A 16,856-nucleotide genomic window follows, 5' to 3' on the forward strand; every position below is an offset into this window, starting at 1 on the left:
GTTCACCATGTTGCTCTCCCTGCCCCTGCTGCTCTCGTTGCTGCTCTCCGCCGTGGTGATCACCGCGGCGGAGCAGCCCTATCAATGGCTGTCGGCGCAGGGATTCCGTCTGCAGCGGCTGTGGCCCCTGGGCGGGTCCGAGGCCCTGCCGTTCTGGCTGCCGCTGATCACCCTGGCGGGAACGCTGCTGTTCGTGCGGCTGGCCTGGGGTCCGCTGGCAAGGGGCCGAGGTGGGGGCCTCACGGGGTTGCTGCTGCTGCAGCGCTCGGCCCCTGAGGCGTCCGACGGCAGCTACTCCCGCGACGAAGGTGCGTATCTGGCCAGCCTGGATTGGCGGGTTCAGCTCGCACGGCTGCCGCTCCTGGCCCTCACCCATCTGGCTGGGTTGTCGGTGGGGACGGAATCCCCGTCTGCCGCCCTGGGCGCCTCCTGCCTCTTGGGCCTGCGCCGCTGGCTCACCCCACTTCGCCTGCTGCCCACCTCATTGCTGGTGGCGATCGGAGGAGCGGCCGGTCTTGGCACCGCGTTCCGCTCCCCCTTGCTGGGGGTGGCCTATGGCCTCGAGGAGCTGAGCGCCGTCAAGGGTTTTCCGCTGGTTTTCCCGACCCTGTTGCTGGCGGGTCTCGGCACGGTGCTGTCCGAGGCCTTCGGCTCCGCCTCAGAGGCTCAGCCGGCCCGGCTGGCGGCGCTGGCCCAGCTGCCCCTGGGGCGGCTTCTGCCTCCTGCCCTCTGGCCCACCCTGCTGCTCACCACGCTGGTGATGGGTCTGCTCGGGGTGCTGTTCGTGCGCTTGCTGATTCCCTGCAGCGCCTGGGTGGCCGGCCTGCTGCGCAGCCACCCCTGGCGGGCGGCCCTGGCGCTGGCCACGGCCTTTGCCCTGCTGGCCCTCGCCAGCAGTGGTCTCAGCCTCAACGATGGCTCCCTGTCCCTCGGCCCGGGCCTGGCTGGTGACTCGTCCTCGCCGGTCTGGGCTGGCTTGCCCCGTCTGCTGGGTCCGTTGCTCAGCATTTCCGTGGGGGCACCGGGTGGCCTGATGCACGACACCATGAGCCTCGGTGCGGTGCTGATCGCCCCCTGGATCCAGGCCCTGCCAGCCGATCAGCAGGCGGCGGTGGCGGCGGTGGCGGCGGCGGCGCTGTTCAGCGGGGCCTGCCGCACCCCGTTGTTCTGTGGGGTGTTTGTGTTCACCCTGCAGGGTGATGCCCAGCTGTTGCCCTGGCTGCTGGTGGCCTCAGCCCTGGCAGCGGCGATCGGCGAGCGCTGGGGCGGCTCCACCTGGAACACCTGCCAGATGGATCGGCTGCTCGCCTCTCGTCGTCAGCCGGGTTGAGCGCTCACAACGGGCTGAAGGCTTCGATCAGTTCCAGCTCTCCCGCTCCAGACACGGCAACAGCCGTTCCAGGGCCACGCCCCGACTCGCCTTGAGCAGCACCACATCGCCGGCGTTGATCCAGCCCCGTAGCGGATCCATCGCTTCAATCGCCTCAGAGACGCGCGCCAGCCTGGGCAGAGACCGTGCCGCTTCGAGCATGGCCTCGCCTTCCGCGCCACCATCCACGATCACCAGTCCATCCAATCCCAGGGCCGCGGCGCGTTCGGCCACCTGACGGTGGAGGTCCAGGCTGCGATCACCCAGCTCCAGCATCGTGCCGAGCACGGCGAACCGGCGTCCCGGTTGGGATGCCAGCAGCTCCAGGGCCGCCAGTACCGCCTCCGGCGAGGCGTTGTAGGTCTCATCCAGCACGGTGAGGCCACCCATCTGCCGCCGCCGGTTGCGGCCGCCGGGCACGTCCACCTCCAGAGCCGTGAGGGCCTGGGGTGCCACGCCCAGCCGATCGGCGACGGCCAGAGCCAGCAACAGGTTTCGGGCGTTGTGTTGTCCCTCCAGGGGCAGGCTCACCGACTCGATCCGGCCGTTGTGGTGCACCTCCAGGCGTCTGCCATCGTCGCTGAGATGACCGATCCAATCAGCGGGTGGAAGCGTGTCTGAGGCTGGATCGTTGCTGAGGGCCACCCGCCAGACCTCTCCCGACCAGACCCTGGCCAGGGCCGTCTCCAGCAGCGGATCCCCCGCCGGAATCACCAGCAGGCCGTCGGGTTTGAGGCCGAGGCAGATTTCACACTTGGCCTGGGCGATCGCCTCCCGGCTGCCGAGGCGGCCGATGTGGGCCGTGCCGATGTTGGTGATCACGCTCACATCCGGAGCCGCGCACTGGCTGAGCCGCTCGATCTCGCCCAGGCCGCGCATGCCCATTTCCACCACCAGGGCGGCGGTGGACGTGCGGGCCTTGAGCAGGGTGAGGGGCACGCCGATGTCGTTGTTCTCGTTGCCGCTGCTCGCCACCACCGGCCCCAAGGAGTCCAGGCAAGCGCGGATCAGCTCCCGGGTGGTGGTCTTGCCGGCTGAGCCGGTCACGGCCACCACGGGAGCCCGCAGTTGGTCGCGCCAGAGCCTTCCCAGCTGCTGATAAGCCAGCAGCGTGTCCGGCACGAGCCAGAGCGGGCGGCCGAGGTCGGCCATTTGCTGCTGCTGGGCTTCCGTGAGCCGATCGGCCTGGGCGATCGCTGCCGCAGCACCGCCGCCGGCCAGGGCCTGCTCCAGGAAGGCATGGCCATCGAAGGTCTCTCCCACCAGGGGCACGAACAGATCTCCCGGTTGGAGGCGGCGGCTGTCGGTGCAGATGGCATCGGGTTCGATACGCAGCTCCGTGCGCAGCTCCGTCAGCCCTGCCCCGGGCTGGACGTCCTGATGCTCCGCTGCTGCCCGCAGGGGCGCGCCCCAGAGCTCCTCCAGTTCATTCAGGCGGATCGCCATGGGGGCAGCAGGCCAGGATCGAGCAGGATCATGCCGGATCCGAGCCTTGCGGAGTGCCCCAGCAGGCGCCCATGGATGTCGCGCAGCTCCAGGCGTTCGAACCCCTGGCTCTGGGCGCGCTCCCACCAGCGCTCGGCCAGCTGTTGCCGTTGTTCCGGCCGAAGCAGGCTGTAGGGCGCATCCAGCCGCAGGATCACGCTGCCGAGTTTCGGCTGCTCGATCAGCTCCAGCCAGGTGGCCGGTCCTTCGATCAGACCGTCGCCATCGGCGATGTAGCCGCTGTCCGCCTGACTGGCCGTGGTCGGGGTGTCCCTGGTCGAGGTGTCCGTGGGCTGCGGGTCAGCGGATCCGGTGATGTCCTCCGATTGGGGCAGCGCTTGATCCATGCCGCTGGCTGTTGCTGTCCCCTTGGCGGTCTTGATCGTCCCGCTGTCCTGCTCAAGCGTCGCGCTGCCCTGCTGGCTGTTTGTGTTGCGCTCGCTCGGGGGCAGCTGGGCTTGGGTGCCTGGGCTTTCAGCACCACTGGCCAGCGGGGTGCTGTCGATCACCCCCTGGGCAGCAGGAGTCGGAGACGCTGCTGGGCGGCGCTGCAGAGTCCAGACCAGCAGACCGCTGAGCGTCAGCGTCACCGCCAGAACCAGCGGCCAGAACAGGGGCGCAAGGTCGCGGGGCCAGGGCCCCGGTCGCGGCAGATCGCCGCTGTTGTTGCGCCTCAAGAGCTCCCGGGCCAACAGCCGCAGGCTGGCCGCAAGGGCGGTCAGGTCGCGGCCCAGCAGCCGCCACGGACTTTCGTAGACAACCGGCAGGGGGGAGGTGTTGGCGGGGCGAGACTCCAGGGTGACCGGTTCGCCCCGTTCCCATTCACCCATTGAGGCGGCGGCGCAGCAGGTTGAGCGGATTGCGGCTGCCACGCCCTTCCTGACTCAGGGAGGCATCCGGAGCGGGTGCCTGGCCACCCCGCAGACTGGGATCGGCATCCTGGCCCTGGGAGAAGCGCTCCACGTCCTCCGCCAGGGGGGTGGGTTCCTTGACGCCGCAGACATCGCGGTACATGACGTCGTATTCGAGGGCGGAGCGGCTCCAGCTCATGTCCTGGGTCATGCCGCGGCGCTGCAACTCCTCCCAGCTGCTCTGGTGGCGGTAGGCCTCCCAGGAGCGCACGATCGAGGTGAAGAAGTCGACCGGCTCGTAGCGATCGAAGCAGAAGCCCGTCCCCGTGCCGGCAATCGGATCGTGGGGCGGCACGGTATCCACCAGTCCGCCGACCCGGCGCACCACCGGCACCGAGCCGTAGCGCATCGCCAGCATCTGGCTGATGCCGCAGGGTTCGAAGCGGCTGGGCATCAGGAAGGCATCGCTGCCGCCGTAGATCAGCCGTGACAGGGCATCGTCGTAGGTGAGAAACACAGCGAAGCGGCCTGGATGACGGGCCGCCATCTGCCAGAGGCCCGATTCATAGCCGCGATCGCCGGTGCCGAGCACCACGATCTGGCTGTCGGTGTAGGCGAGCACCCGGTCTGCCACCTGCAGCAGCAGATCCACCCCCTTCTGATCCACCAGCCGGCTGACCATGCCCATCAGGTAGGTGCGCGGGTTCAGGCTGAGACCCATGCGTTCCTGGAGCGCCCGCTTGTTGCGCGCCCGAGGGCTCAGATCGGCCGGCGTGAAGGTGGCCGGCAGGGTGGGATCGGTCGCCGGATTCCAGTCTTCCGTGTCGATGCCATTGAGGATGCCGCGCAGCTTGCCGCTGATGTAATTGAGCAGCCCGTCGAGGTGTTCGCCGTACTGGGGGGTGCGGATCTCAATCGCATAGGTGGGTGAGACGGCATTCACCCGATCGGCATAGAGCAGGGCCGCCGCCATGGTGTGATCGCCCTGCATGTACCAGGGGCACCAGGTCATCCGCTCCAGCTTCCAGCGCCAGGGACCCTGGTACTTGAGGTTGTGGATGGTGAAGACCGTGCTGATCTCGGGGTCCTGATGCATCCACACCGGGATCATGCCGGTGTGCCAATCGTGGCAGTGCAGCACCTGCGGCTTCCAACCGCCGTTCCAGGCGAATTCTGCGGTGGCGCTGGCGAAGAAGGTGAAGCGCCAATCCTCATCCTCACCGCCATAGATCCGCTCCGGATCGAACACCGGATGACCCACCAGATAGATCGGCAGCCCGTTGGTGGGGTGGCGGGTTTCAAACACCGAGAAATCGGTGCCCATCGTGTGTCCACGCCAGATCGGTTCGTCTGGAATTGACAGAAGACTCCAGAGCTTGCCGTAACCCGGCATGATGATACGCACGTCATGGCCAAGCGCAGCCAGGGCAGGGGACAGGGAGCCCACTACGTCCCCCATGCCGCCCACTTTGATCATGGGCGCGCATTCTGCGGCGGCGAACAACACCCGCATCGAAATCCTGCCAGAGGTGGCGGCATATTACGGGCGCTTTCCACAGAGCCATGCCAACGGACTGCCCCGTTCAGCCTGGTCAGTCCTGTCGGCTCGGCACCGTCACGGCAGGACCGTGACGGGGGTTCCCAGCTGGACCAGGTTGTACAGCGCCTGCACGTGCTCGTCGTACAGGCGAACGCAGCCGTGCGATACCGCCTGCCCGACGCTGGCGCGGTTGGGCGTGCCATGGAAGCCGGCGGTGACGCACCCCTGCACCACCAGGTGCTCCTGGCCGTTGAAGCCGCGGCGGCCCTTGCAGTCGCGGTAGAAGCCGATCCAGCGGCTGCCGAGGGGGTTGGCCGGTCCGGGGGGAATCAGGCGGCCGTTGGCCGGGTGCTGCCAGACCGGATTGGTCCGCAGCTCCATCACCTCGAACCGGCCCACGGGGGTTTCCCAGCCCGGCATGCCGACCGCCACCGGAAAGCGCCGGATTTCCTGGCCGTTCTCGAGCACCAGCAGGCGTCGCTGGCGGCGATCCAGCACCAGCTCCCGTCCACCGGGGGCCTCGTCTGAGGCTGGGGTGGCCACCGCCACGCCCTGCTTGGTGTCAACCAGCTGGCTGCCGGCACTGGTCTGAGTGCTGGCATGGGCGTCAGGAGCGCTCATTCCCGCTGCCAGCCCCAGGGTGATCAGTCCAGCCAGGGCGGTCTGGCGCAGCCCGCGGCAGATGGGATCCGCCTTTTGGAACGGCTGGAACCGCTTGTCCGGCATCGGCCATGACCACAACAGCGGTTCAGGTAGCGGTTCGGATCGGTGGGCGGGGCGCACGAGCTGGAGCAGATCCGATGGCAGTGATCCACCTTCAAGGTAGCCAGGCTGAGGAGGAGAAGTCGGGCTCGCGTTTTTCAAGGAAGGCATTGCGACCCTCCTGGCCCTCATCGGTTCGGTAGAAGAGATGGGTGGCCTGACCCGCCAGTTCCTGCAGGCCCGCCAGCCCGTCGGTTTCGGCATTGAAGGCGGCCTTGAGGCAGCGGATCGCCGTGGGGCTGTGGCGCAGCACCTGGCGGGCCCAGCTCACTCCCTCGGCCTCCAACTGCTCCAGGGGCACCACCTGATTCACCAACCCCATCGCCAGGGCCTCCTGGGCGTTGTATTGCCTGCAGAGAAACCAGATCTCGCGGGCCTTGCGTTGCCCCACCACCCGGGCCAGGTAGCCGGCGCCGAAACCGCCGTCGAAGCTGCCGACCCGGGGCCCGGTCTGGCCGAACACCGCGTTCTCCGCCGCCAGACTCAGATCACAGAGCAGATGCAGCACCTGGCCGCCGCCGATGGCGTAGCCGGCGACCAGGGCAATCACCACCTTGGGCAGGCTGCGGATCAGTCGCTGCAGGTCGAGCACATTGAGGCGGGGCAGGCCCGTCTCATCCAGGTAACCGCCGTCACCCCGCACGCTCTGGTCGCCGCCGGCGCAGAAGGCCCAACCGCCATCGGCCGCCGGACCGGCACCGGTGAACAGCACCACGCCGATGCGGGGGTTGTCGCGCACCCGCGAAAAGGCGTCGCAGAGCTCCTGCACCGTGCGGGGCCGGAAGGCGTTGCGTTTATGGGGACGATCAATCGTGATGCGGGCGATTCCCTCCTCACTGATCTCGAAGCGGATGTCCTCGTACGACCCGGTGCTCTGCCAGATCACCGGCTGGGGGGGCGTGCTCAAGAGGGATCGGGTCGTGCTGCCGCCATTGTGCGCAAGTGCTGGCGCCGGCTGGCATCGGCGCGGCGGTCGGTCCGCAGCCGCACCAGGGCCATCGGGAGTTGAAGGGCCCAGGCCAGGGTTTCCTCCAGGGTGCTCCAACTGTTGATCGAACGGGCCGGGACTCCGTGGGCGGCGGCCAGGGCACAAGGATCGACCGCCTGCGGCATGGCGAACAGACGCTCGAAATCGACCAGTGCCTCGTCGCTGGGTCGAATCGAGAGCTGCTCGAAGATGCCGCCGCCGCCGTTGTCGATCAGCAGCACCGTGAGCCGGCCGCGCAGCTGCTGCTGCCAGAGCCAGCCGTTGCAGTCGTGCAGCAGGGCCAGATCACCGCAGACCAGCACCGCCGCCCCCAGGGCTTCGGCGATGCCGCAGGCGAGCGAGAGGGTGCCGTCGATGCCGGAGGCGCCGCGGAAGGAGAACACGGGGCGGTGCGGGGCGCATGATGACCCGAAGCTCTCCCAGTCCCGCACGGGGCTGCTGTTGGCCAGAAGCAGCGGCAGATCGGCCGGCAGCCGCTGACTCAACCATCGGGCCAGGCCCGGTTCGTTGAGCCCGGCGGAAGGGTCTGGCTGCAGCTTCTGATCCAGCCACGTCTGCATCGCCTGTTCTGCCTGGTGCCATTGCCTCCCCAGGGCCAGGCAGTCGGGCGCCGGGGAGCCCGATCGCCAGGCCGGTGGGGCGGAGGCCAGCCAGGAGACCAACCCCCCATCCCACTGCAGGGCTCCGGTGCCGAGCGGATCCAGGGGCCGTGGTTCCGCTTCGCTGATCAGTACCTGCCGCTGGTGGCCAGTGCCCAGCCACTGCTGCAACCGTCGGCTGGCCGGCAGTGGACCCAGCCGCAGCACCTGCAAGGGCTGCCCTTGAGGGCTGGCCAGATCGGTCGGGCCCAGCAGCAGGTCGGGGTGGCACAACAGCAGGTCGTAGCTGCAGATCAGTTCCAGACCAGGACAGCCACGCAGGCTGGAGAGCGCATCGGCCAGCACCGGCCAGCCGCTGCGCCGTTGCCACTGGCGCAGGGCCTCCAGGAAGGCAGGAAAGGCTGCCATCGGCCCGCGCCAGGGTCCCGCCACCACCACTCCGGGGAGGTCGGGATCCAGGTGGGGTGCATCGCCAGGTGAACCGGCCAAAGGGCTGGAGTGGGTGGCCGCTGGCTGGGCAGGTTGTCCTAAGGGCTCGGCACGTTGCCTGACGGGCTGATCAGGAGGCTCAGGATTGAACGGGTGTGCAACGGATGGATCGAGGAGCTCTGAAGACGCTCGATTGGGTGTTTCTGGAAGGCTTGCCGCCGCCAGAGCCAGCAGGTCGGTGGCGTTGCCGTGCAGGGGTTCGCTGAAGGGCAGATTCAGATGCACCGGTCCTGATGGAGCAGGGGATCCGGCGGTGGCGGCCATGGCCTGCCACGCCAGGTTGCGCAGCGATGTCTCGCTGGCATCGGCCAGTCCCTCGGGCGGGCCTTCTCCATACCAGCGGCAGTTGGCCCGCAGGAAGTCCTGCTGGTTCACGGTCTGATTGGCACCGCATCCCTTCAGGGCGAGGGGCCGGTCGGCCGTGAGCAGCAGCAGGGGGATGGCGCCGTAGTCGGCCTCCACCACGGCCGGCAGCAGATTCGCCACCGCCGTGCCGGAGGTGGTGACCACCGCGGCGGCCCGACCCTCGGCACGACCTAATCCGAGGGCGAAGAAGGCTGCCGAGCGCTCGTCGATCGCGGTGTGCAGCCACAGGCCCCGTTGCTGTTGCAGCCCTGCGGCCACTGCCAGAGGACCGGAGCGGCTGCCGGGACACAACACCAGATGCTGCAGGCCAGCGCTCTGCAGCTCCGCCAGCAGGGTGAGGGCCGCCTGCAGGTTGCGCTGGGCCGCGGCCGCCACTGGCGTTGCCTCCGTTGGTCAAGATGGGCCGATCATCCTCACCGGCCGGCCCGCCCCCGAATTCTCGCGATGCCGAGCAACGAGTCCACCTCCCCGATGGCAGCCGAGGGCGCGAGCTGGTGGCAGGCCGTGCGGCGCCAGTTGCAGTCGCTGCTGCTGTGGCTGGTGCTGGCCCTGCTGCTGCGTTGGTGGGTGCTGGAACCGCGCTGGATTCCCTCCGGCTCGATGCTGCCCACCCTGCAGCTGGAGGATCGGGTGCTGGTGGAGAAGCTGCGCGCCCGGCTGGATCTGCCCCTGCCCCTGGGCACGATCGTGGTATTCCATCCCCCCAGCCCTCTGATCGCGGCGGGTTATGACCCCAGGGCTGCCCTGATCAAGCGGATCGTGGCCGAACCTGGCGATCGGGTGGAGGTGCGGCAGGGCCGCCTCTGGCGCAACGGCGAACCCGTTTCCCTCGATTGGGCTCCTGAGCTGATCGATTACGACCTGGAACCCCTCACCGTGCCTGCGGGACATCATTTCGTGCTGGGCGATAACCGCAACAGCAGCCTCGATTCCCACCTCTGGGGAAGCTTGCCGGATGACTGCCTGATCGGCTCGGCCCTGTGGCGTTACTGGCCGTTGCAACGCTTCGGATCGTTGCCGCGATTGCCGTCCGCTGATCTCGATGGTGCTACCGAACACTTGGGTTAGGGTGCAGGCGTGTTCCAGAGCACCCCGGAGGGAGATGTTCAACCCGGAGTTCCTGAAGACCGATACCGAAGCGATCAGCAGCAATTCGCTGATTCAGTACCTGCAGGAACAATCCCCGGATGTGCTCCAGCGCGTGGCGCGCTCGGCCAGCCCGGATATGCAGGAAATCATTCGCCACAATGTGCAGGGTCTGCTCGGAATGTTGCCGGGTGAACAGTTTGAGGTGAAGATCCAGGCCAGCCGTGACAATCTCGCCGGTCTTCTGGCCTCCGCGATGATGACGGGCTATTTCCTTCGCCAGATGGAGCAGCGCATGGAACTGGATTCCTCCCTGATCGGCATCGGCGGCCTTGACGACGACGACGAAGCCTGCCCAGGCGAACTGAAGCTCTGAACTGACAGTTCTGATCCCAGATCAGGGATTTTCTGGAACCAGCCCCAGGCGCAGCAATTGCCGGTCGATGCTGGCGAGCACTTCCCATCCGCCGCTATCCGGTGCCCAGCTGCGCTGCTCAATCTGGCTGGCCAATCCTTCCAGATCGGAGCCGTGGCAGGGCACCGGGGCGTCGTAGTGGGCAGGGATCAACCACCGCATCTCGCCCCAGCGGCCCAGCTGGACCAGCCAGTCCACCAGCGCCTGACGGCAGCGCGGAAATACCAGCCGCTCCAGCACCGGGGCAACCTGCAGGCTCTGGCCGCCCCGCAGGGTCTCGAAGTCCTGCTCCCAGCCCGGCTGCCAGCGGAAGGGATAGAAGCCGAAGTGGGCCCGCTTCTGGCGAAGACCTGCCGCGAGGCTGTGGCCGAGCACCTGCGCCAGGGGCGGTACGGCCACACTGGCGGGCCTGAGGTAGGACGCGAACAGCACCAGCCGCTTCCAGCCGCGCTGCCGCTGGGCCGGGCTGTCGACCAGGGGCTCTTCAGCCCGTTCACGGGCGTGGAAGAGCAGTGGCGTCGGGTCGGCGTCGAACAGCTGCGGTGGCTGGTCCCCGATGCTCACCAGGGCGTCGGTGATCAGCACGCTGCCGCTGGCGCGGTGCAGGCAGGCCACCTCCTGGAAGGTTCCCAGACCGAGATTGAGTGGACCGAGGCTGCACCACTCCAGCTCACCGGGATGGGGATAGCCCTCGCTGCCGAGGATGTGGGTGCGCCTGGCAGGAAATCCCAGCCAGCTCAGGGGCAGATTCAGCGGAAAGCTCCACTGACCTGAACTGACCCACACCTGCGCCTTGGGAAAGGCGCGGGCCATGGCCGGAACCGGCAGTTTGTGCTCGAGGCCGGAGCTGGTGGGCAGCACGATCGTGCAGACCGGTCCGTGGATCTGCTCCAGGGCAGCCAGGTGGCGCCGTACTTCTGGCGTTGGTGCCACCGGCGCGTAGAGCAGGAGTCCCTGCTGCAGCCGCAGCACCGTCATCCGGATCGGCACGGCCACGTAGTAGATCCCCTGCAGTTGCTCGAAGCTCCACACCTGATCGGCGATCAGTTCTCGCACCAGGGTGCGACGTTGGCCGTAGGGGTAGAGGGGCAGCAGGGGCCACCAGGGCCAGCGCTGATCTGCCAGAGACTCAGGAGCCATCATCGTGGCTGGGATTGGTGGCGGCGGTGGGCCAGCAGTCCATGGCGAGGCGCGAACAGCAGGGCCATCAGGAAGAGGCCTGTCTGCCACAGCACGATGCAGCCGGCCGTGGAGGCATCGAACCAATAGCTGGCATAGATCCCCAGCAGGCTGGCCAGGGAGGCACTGGCCATGGCCAGCCAGCACATCCGGTCGAATCGATCGGTGAGCAGATAGGCGGTGGCCCCAGGGGTGACGAGCATGGCCACCACCAGGATGATGCCCACGGTCTGCAGCCCGGCCACCGCCGCCAGCGACAGCATCGACAGCAGCAGGTAGTGGAGCACTCCGGTGCGGATGCCGATCGAGCGGGCGTGGGTCGGATCGAAGCAGAACAGCACCAGATCGCGGCGGAACACCAGCAACACCGCCAGCACGATCAGGGAGATCACCAGGGTCTGGGTCACGTCCTCCGGCGAGATTCCCAGGACGTTGCCGAAGAGAATGTGGGTGAGATCGATCGTGCTGCGCACCTTCGAGACCAGCGTGATTCCCAGGGCAAAGAATCCGGTGAATACCAGGCCGATCACCGTGTCCTCCTTCACCCGTGTCTTCTGCTTGATGAAACCGATCGAGGCCACCGAGCCCACACCGAACACAAAGGCACCGAGGGCGTAGGGCAGCCCCAGGGCGTAGGCGATCACCACGCCCGGCATCACGGCGTGGGATACGGCATCCCCCATCAGGGCCCAGCCCTTGAGGGTCATGAAGCAGGAGAGCATGCCGCAGACGCTTGCCACCAACAGGCTCACCAGCAGCGCCTTGACCATGAAGTCGTGGCGCAGGGGCTCCAGCAACAGGGTGGCGAGATCCATCTCAGCAGCCCTCGCCACCAGTGGCGGCCGGTCCCATCACGGGCACCTCGCCACCGAAGGTGCGGGCCAGATTCTCGGGTGTGAACACCTCGGATGTTTCGCCGTAGGCCAGCACGGTCTTGTTGATCAGCACCACCTGATCGCAGAAGCTGCGCACGTGGGCCATGTCGTGCGTCGAAATCAGGATCGAGCGACCTTCCTGGCGGAACTGCAGCAGCAGATCAACGATCAGTTTTTCGGTGCGGATGTCGACCCCATTGAAGGGTTCATCCAACAGCAGCACCGAGGCGCCCTGAGCGAGGGCACGGGCCAGAAAGGCCCGCTTGCGTTGTCCGCCGGAGAGCGAACCGATCTGGCGGTGGCGCAGGGCCCACAGCTCCACACGCTCGAGGGCATGACGCACGGCGGCATGGTCGGAGGAACGGGGGATGCGCAGCAGGTTCATGGCGCCATAGCGCCCCATCATCACGACGTTCTCCACACTCACCGGGAAGTCCCAGTCGACCATCTCGCTCTGGGGCACGTAGGCCACGGCGTGCTGGCGCTGCGCATCCTGAACCCCCAGTCCATTGACGCGGATGCGTCCGCAGGAGGGTTGGATGAAGCCCATCAAGGCCTTGAACAGGGTGGATTTGCCAGCCCCATTCATGCCAACCAGACCACAGATACTGCCGGCAGGTAGCACCAGGCTGGCTCCGTGCAGAGCAACGCTTCCGTGATAATCCACACTGACGTTCTCCACCTCCAGCCGCAGGCCTGAGCGGAGCTGGCCTGCCGTGCTGTGATCGGCACCCCAGGCGGCGTCAGTCATTCGTGAGCCCCTTCACGATCAGATCGACGTTGTGTCGCTGCAACTTCAACAGGCTAGGCGCGGGACCTGTGGGATCCGAGAGCGAATCGACGTAGAACGTACCGCCGAAGCGGGCTCCACTGGCCGCCGCTAACTGGCGCATGCTTTTGTCGCTGACGGTGCTTTCGCAGAACACCGCCGGGACCTTCCGGCGACGCACTTCGTCGGTGAGACGGGCCTGTCGCCGAGGGGTGGCTTCCCCTTCACCGTTCACTGGCCAGAGGTAGCCCTCCTGCAATCCGTAGTCGCGGGCGAGATAGCTGAACGCTCCCTCGCAGGTCACCAGCATCCGCTGGTTGGGCGGCACCCTCGCCAGGGAGCGACGCAGATCCTGATCGAGCTGGGCGAGCTTCTGCTTGTAGGCCTCGGCATTACGGCGGTAGGTGGCGGCTCCGGCCGGATCCAGGTCGATGAAGGCGTCCCGGATCGTGTCCACATAGTGCTGGGCACGGCTGGGCGACATCCAGGCATGGGGATTGGGCACGTCTGGGCCTGTGCTGCCGGTGGACTCCAGTCCATCGCTGCGAATCGGCAGAGGATCCATACCCTCGGTCACCACGACCCGTCGTGCTCCCTGGATGGTGTCGGTGAAACGCTGGGCCCAGCGCTCCAGATTGAAGCCGTTTTCCAGGACCATCACCGCACCCTGGGCGCGGCGCAGATCGCTGGGCGTGGGCTCGTAGTGATGGATTTCGCTCCCCACCTTGGTGATCGAGGCCACTTCCAGTCGATCTCCGGCCACGTTGCGGGCCATGTCCGCCAGCACCGTGAAGGTGGTGAGCACCAAGGGACGCCCCTCGGATGCTGAGGGTGAGCCTGCTGAAACCTGATCCCGTGGCGTCACCGTGGGAGGAGCGGAGCACCCCGCCGTGACCAGCAGAAGGGGGAGCGCGATCAGGGCCAGGCCGGCTCGCCTGGGCCATCTGGTCTGGTCAGCGTGGTGTCGATGGACGAAGCACGGGGATGGCACGGTGAAACAGAAAGCCGGAAAGCTGGCCGGCATAACCAGAATGAGCCTAGGCACCCTGGCGGGCAGACCCCGCCGCTGAACCAGCTACGGGCAGGCATCAGAAAGCCCCGCAGGAGTTACCCTGCGGGGCTGTGGATCGAATCGAGACGCTTCGCTGGGATCGTGGGATCAGCGTGGCGAAGCGGCCCCCTGGGATCAACCGATGGTGGGTGCCGTCAGGGCCACAGGTGCGGCACTGCTGGCTGCAAGGTCGAGCGGGAAGTTGTGCGCATTGCGCTCATGCATCACTTCCATGCCCAGACCAGCGCGGTTGAGGATGTCGGCCCAGGTGTTCACGACCCGGCCCTGGCCATCCAGGATCGACTGGTTGAAGTTGAAACCGTTCAGGTTGAAGGCCATCGTGCTCACGCCCAGGGAGGTGAACCAGATGCCGACCACCGGCCAGGCGGCCAGGAAGAAGTGGAGGCTGCGGCTGTTGTTGAAGGAGGCGTATTGGAAGATCAGGCGACCGAAGTAACCGTGGGCAGCCACGATGTTGTAGGTCTCTTCCTCCTGGCCGAACTTGTAGCCGTAGTTCTGGCTCTCGCTCTCAGTGGTTTCACGCACCAGCGACGAGGTCACCAGGGAGCCGTGCATGGCGGAGAACAGGCTGCCACCAAACACACCGGCCACCCCCAGCATGTGGAAGGGGTGCATCAGGATGTTGTGCTCAGCCTGGAACACCAGCATGAAGTTGAAGGTGCCCGAGATGCCGAGCGGCATGCCATCGGAGAAGGAGCCCTGACCGAAGGGATAGATCAGGAACACGGCGAAGGCGGCCGACAGCGGAGCGCTGTAGGCGACGCAGATCCAGGGACGCATGCCGAGGCGGTAGGAGAGTTCCCACTGCCGGCCCATGTAGGCGGAGATGCCGATCAGGAAGTGGAACACCACCAGCTGATAGGGACCGCCGTTGTACAGCCACTCATCGAGGCTGGCGGCTTCCCAGATCGGGTAGAAGTGCAGGCCGATGGCGTTGCTGGAGGGAACAACAGCACCGGAGATGATGTTGTTGCCGTAGATCAGCGAGCCGGCGACCGGCTCACGGATGCCGTCGATGTCGACGGCAGGGGCGGCGATGAACGCCACCACATAGCAGATGGTGGCGGCCAGCAGGCAGGGGATCATCAGCACACCGAACCAACCCACGTAGATGCGGTTGTTGGTGGAGGTGACCCACTCACAGAAGCTTTCCCAGCTTCCGCTGCGGCCGCTGCGGACGGCAGTGGTCATGGATGAAGAGGACGGATGGGATGGAGGTATGGGGTCCGCTTGTGCGCTGCGTTAGTGCACTGCGTTTGTGCACTGCGCTGGTGCACTGAGAGTTGCCGATGCCATGGGGAGACCATGGGCCGGGCAACGTCTGGCGACACAGGGGCAACCCGCAACCGCTCCAGGGAACATCAGCCGGGGAAACCCGGAATGCAACCGAAGCGATCAGCCGACGGGATGATCCCGAACGGTTAGAAAAACGTTACGTGAACTGATTAGAGAGCGCCGGCGATTCGCTGCCTGGGAAATACATTGTTTCGTTGCTTCAGGTTGCTTTACTTCAGAAGTAACGATCCTGTTACATCTGTTCAGGTCGAGGCCTGCGGCAGAGCTGGTACGGCGCCGTTGATGCGGTTGGACTGTTCCTGCACCCAGTTGCGACCTTGCTGCAGGAAGGCTGCCCAATCGAGTTTCTCGGCCTCGGCGGCCCGGGCGACCAGCAGCGGTGCCTGGCGCTTGATCCGTTCCAGATCAGGGGCGGCCACTCCGGCGGTCAGGGCCAGCATGTCGGCCATGGCATGGCCCACGACCCGCGTCAGGTAAGCCGCGCTGACTGCCTGCACCGTGCCACCGATCAACCAGGTGGCTCCATGCAGCTTGATCGCGGCGGCCAGGGCCTGGGTGCTCCACTCCACCACGCCCTGGGCCAGGGCTGCCTTGCCCAGCTCCAGGGCCGCGTCGCGCAACTGTGCCATCGACCAGGAGCAGCCCCAGAGGCGCGCCATCTCCTGCAGCATCAGGCCGTTGGCCACTGCCAGCACCAGCAGATCCAGGCTGGGCACCGGAGCGGCGAAGACCCCCGCCGCCACGATCCACTGGGTGCGCTGCTGCAGCTGGATCCAGCGCTGGCGGCGCAGCTGTTCCAGGTCGGCCTGCCAGCGGCGATGCAGCAGGCGCAGGCTGCGCAGCCGGGCGTCACGACGGAGCTGCAACGGTCGCTGCCGCAGATCCAGCGCCAGCGGTTCCAGGGCAGCCGCGAGAGACTCGCTCGACCCATCCCAGAACAGAACCCGCGCCGCCTGCCCCGCAGGCAGCTGGGCGGCCAGCTCCTGGCGCATGCGCTGCGCCGACCCGTCTTGCACGGACCCGTGGAACGTGGCCAGCAGCCACAGACAGGGACAGTCGTCCAGGCCTTCCAGCCAACGGAGATCCGCGGCGCTGAGGGGCAGCCGCAGGTGGTACAGGAGCACATCACAGCGCTCGAACAGGGTTGGCCAGCGCCAGTCCGGGCTGCTCGCCGGCAGAGGCCGGGCCCAGTGCAACGCCAGGGCGGCCCGACCCCGCAGGGCGTCACGCATCGGGGTCATCGCGGTGGCTTCCGGAAGTTGAACCCCCACCAGCGCCAGGCTCAGGCCGGGCTCCTCCTGGCTGGAGCGCCACTCCTGCAGTTCGCGCCGTCGTTCCTGCTGCCGAGACCCCTCCGCCCCTTCCAGCTGGACGAACTGCTCCATCAGGCCTTCGCAGCGCTGCAGCAGTCCGCTTGCGGTGGCCGGCAGTCTGGCGGTGACCGTCCCCCTGCCGGAGAGCCAGACCAGGCCAGCGGCGGCGGCGGCGGCCGGCAGCGCCGCTGCCATCAGCCCATGGCCGACATGGCCGAGCAGATCGCTGACCAGCCAGCCGCTCCCTGCCACGACCACCACGGGCAACCAGGGCCCTCGACGCAGCAGATGCCGCACCGCTGGACCCAGAGCTGAAGGATCGGTCGCCGGTTCGGTTGCCGCTGAATCCGTGGCGGCACCAGGAGCCGCTGGGCTGGGGTGGTCTGGGCTGGTCACGAAGGA

15 protein-coding genes are annotated in these 16,856 nt (G+C 67.1%); 3 read left to right on the top strand and 12 right to left on the bottom strand.

Translation table 11 applies throughout. The annotated features are described in order from the left end of the window. Window positions 1-7: 7 nt before the first annotated feature. Window positions 8-1,330, top strand: coding sequence for a chloride channel protein (locus H8F24_RS15100; protein ID WP_197170132.1), 1,323 nt, complete (start codon window positions 8-10; stop codon window positions 1,328-1,330). A gap of 27 nt (window positions 1,331-1,357) precedes the next feature. Here the strand turns inward: H8F24_RS15100 and murF are convergent, their stop codons facing one another. From murF to menD, 6 genes are all read right to left on the bottom strand, one after another. Continuing rightward, on the bottom strand, window positions 1,358-2,815 hold the full coding sequence (murF, locus tag H8F24_RS15105; protein WP_197170133.1) for a UDP-N-acetylmuramoyl-tripeptide--D-alanyl-D-alanine ligase: 1,458 nt from the start codon (window positions 2,813-2,815) through the stop codon (window positions 1,358-1,360). Then, the gene (locus tag H8F24_RS15110) at window positions 2,800-3,726 is read right to left on the bottom strand and encodes a hypothetical protein (RefSeq protein ID WP_197170134.1); all 927 of its coding nucleotides are present in this window, start codon (window positions 3,724-3,726) and stop codon (window positions 2,800-2,802) included. The genes murF and H8F24_RS15110 overlap by 16 nt, the downstream gene beginning before the upstream one ends. Beyond that, complete coding sequence (gene glgA, locus H8F24_RS15115; RefSeq protein ID WP_197170135.1) at window positions 3,677-5,218, bottom strand: glycogen synthase GlgA; 1,542 nt, start codon at window positions 5,216-5,218, stop codon at window positions 3,677-3,679. The genes H8F24_RS15110 and glgA overlap by 50 nt, the downstream gene beginning before the upstream one ends. 102 nt (window positions 5,219-5,320) lie before the next feature. Further along, window positions 5,321-5,971 carry a L,D-transpeptidase family protein gene (locus H8F24_RS15120; RefSeq protein WP_231597875.1) on the bottom strand — a complete coding sequence of 217 codons (651 nt, stop codon included), beginning with the start codon at window positions 5,969-5,971 and terminating at the stop codon, window positions 5,321-5,323. A gap of 91 nt (window positions 5,972-6,062) precedes the next feature. After that, the gene (gene menB, locus H8F24_RS15125) at window positions 6,063-6,914 is read right to left on the bottom strand and encodes a 1,4-dihydroxy-2-naphthoyl-CoA synthase (protein ID WP_231597876.1); all 852 of its coding nucleotides are present in this window, start codon (window positions 6,912-6,914) and stop codon (window positions 6,063-6,065) included. Next, window positions 6,911-8,824: a 2-succinyl-5-enolpyruvyl-6-hydroxy-3-cyclohexene-1-carboxylic-acid synthase gene (menD, locus tag H8F24_RS15130; protein WP_231597877.1), complete on the bottom strand. Its 1,914-nt coding sequence runs from the start codon at window positions 8,822-8,824 to the stop codon at window positions 6,911-6,913. The genes menB and menD overlap by 4 nt, the downstream gene beginning before the upstream one ends. A 96-nt stretch (window positions 8,825-8,920) precedes the next feature. Between menD and lepB the strand changes: the two genes are divergently transcribed. Next, entirely contained in the window at window positions 8,921-9,517 is a 597-nt protein-coding gene (gene lepB, locus H8F24_RS15135; protein ID WP_197172403.1) for a signal peptidase I, read from the top strand. 34 nt (window positions 9,518-9,551) lie between these two features. Further along, entirely contained in the window at window positions 9,552-9,911 is a 360-nt protein-coding gene (locus tag H8F24_RS15140) for a DUF760 domain-containing protein (RefSeq protein WP_197155164.1), read from the top strand. Window positions 9,912-9,932: 21 nt separating this feature from the next. On the opposite strand, the gene H8F24_RS15145 is transcribed toward H8F24_RS15140, so the two are convergent. The 6 genes from H8F24_RS15145 to H8F24_RS15170 form a co-directional block, all read right to left on the bottom strand. Beyond that, complete coding sequence (locus tag H8F24_RS15145) at window positions 9,933-11,093, bottom strand: DUF4336 domain-containing protein (RefSeq protein WP_197170136.1); 1,161 nt, start codon at window positions 11,091-11,093, stop codon at window positions 9,933-9,935. Next, window positions 11,090-11,944 (bottom strand): metal ABC transporter permease, encoded by an 855-nt coding sequence (locus tag H8F24_RS15150; protein ID WP_197155166.1) that lies wholly within the window; start codon window positions 11,942-11,944, stop codon window positions 11,090-11,092. Before H8F24_RS15150 ends, H8F24_RS15145 begins: the two co-directional genes overlap by 4 nt. Before the next feature lies 1 nt (window position 11,945). Then, window positions 11,946-12,755: a metal ABC transporter ATP-binding protein gene (locus H8F24_RS15155; protein WP_197155167.1), complete on the bottom strand. Its 810-nt coding sequence runs from the start codon at window positions 12,753-12,755 to the stop codon at window positions 11,946-11,948. Beyond that, the gene (locus tag H8F24_RS15160; RefSeq protein WP_370594835.1) at window positions 12,748-13,578 is read right to left on the bottom strand and encodes a metal ABC transporter substrate-binding protein; all 831 of its coding nucleotides are present in this window, start codon (window positions 13,576-13,578) and stop codon (window positions 12,748-12,750) included. Before H8F24_RS15160 ends, H8F24_RS15155 begins: the two co-directional genes overlap by 8 nt. Before the next feature lie 381 nt (window positions 13,579-13,959). Further along, complete coding sequence (gene psbA / locus H8F24_RS15165; protein ID WP_197155171.1) at window positions 13,960-15,036, bottom strand: photosystem II q(b) protein; 1,077 nt, start codon at window positions 15,034-15,036, stop codon at window positions 13,960-13,962. A 347-nt stretch (window positions 15,037-15,383) separates the two neighbouring features. Beyond that, window positions 15,384-16,850 (bottom strand): YcjF family protein, encoded by a 1,467-nt coding sequence (locus H8F24_RS15170; RefSeq protein ID WP_197170138.1) that lies wholly within the window; start codon window positions 16,848-16,850, stop codon window positions 15,384-15,386. Window positions 16,851-16,856: the final 6 nt, after the last annotated feature.

Origin of the sequence: Synechococcus sp. CBW1002 (assembly GCF_015840915.1) — a bacterium.
In the GTDB taxonomy this organism is placed as follows: Bacteria; Cyanobacteriota; Cyanobacteriia; order PCC-6307; family Cyanobiaceae; genus CBW1002.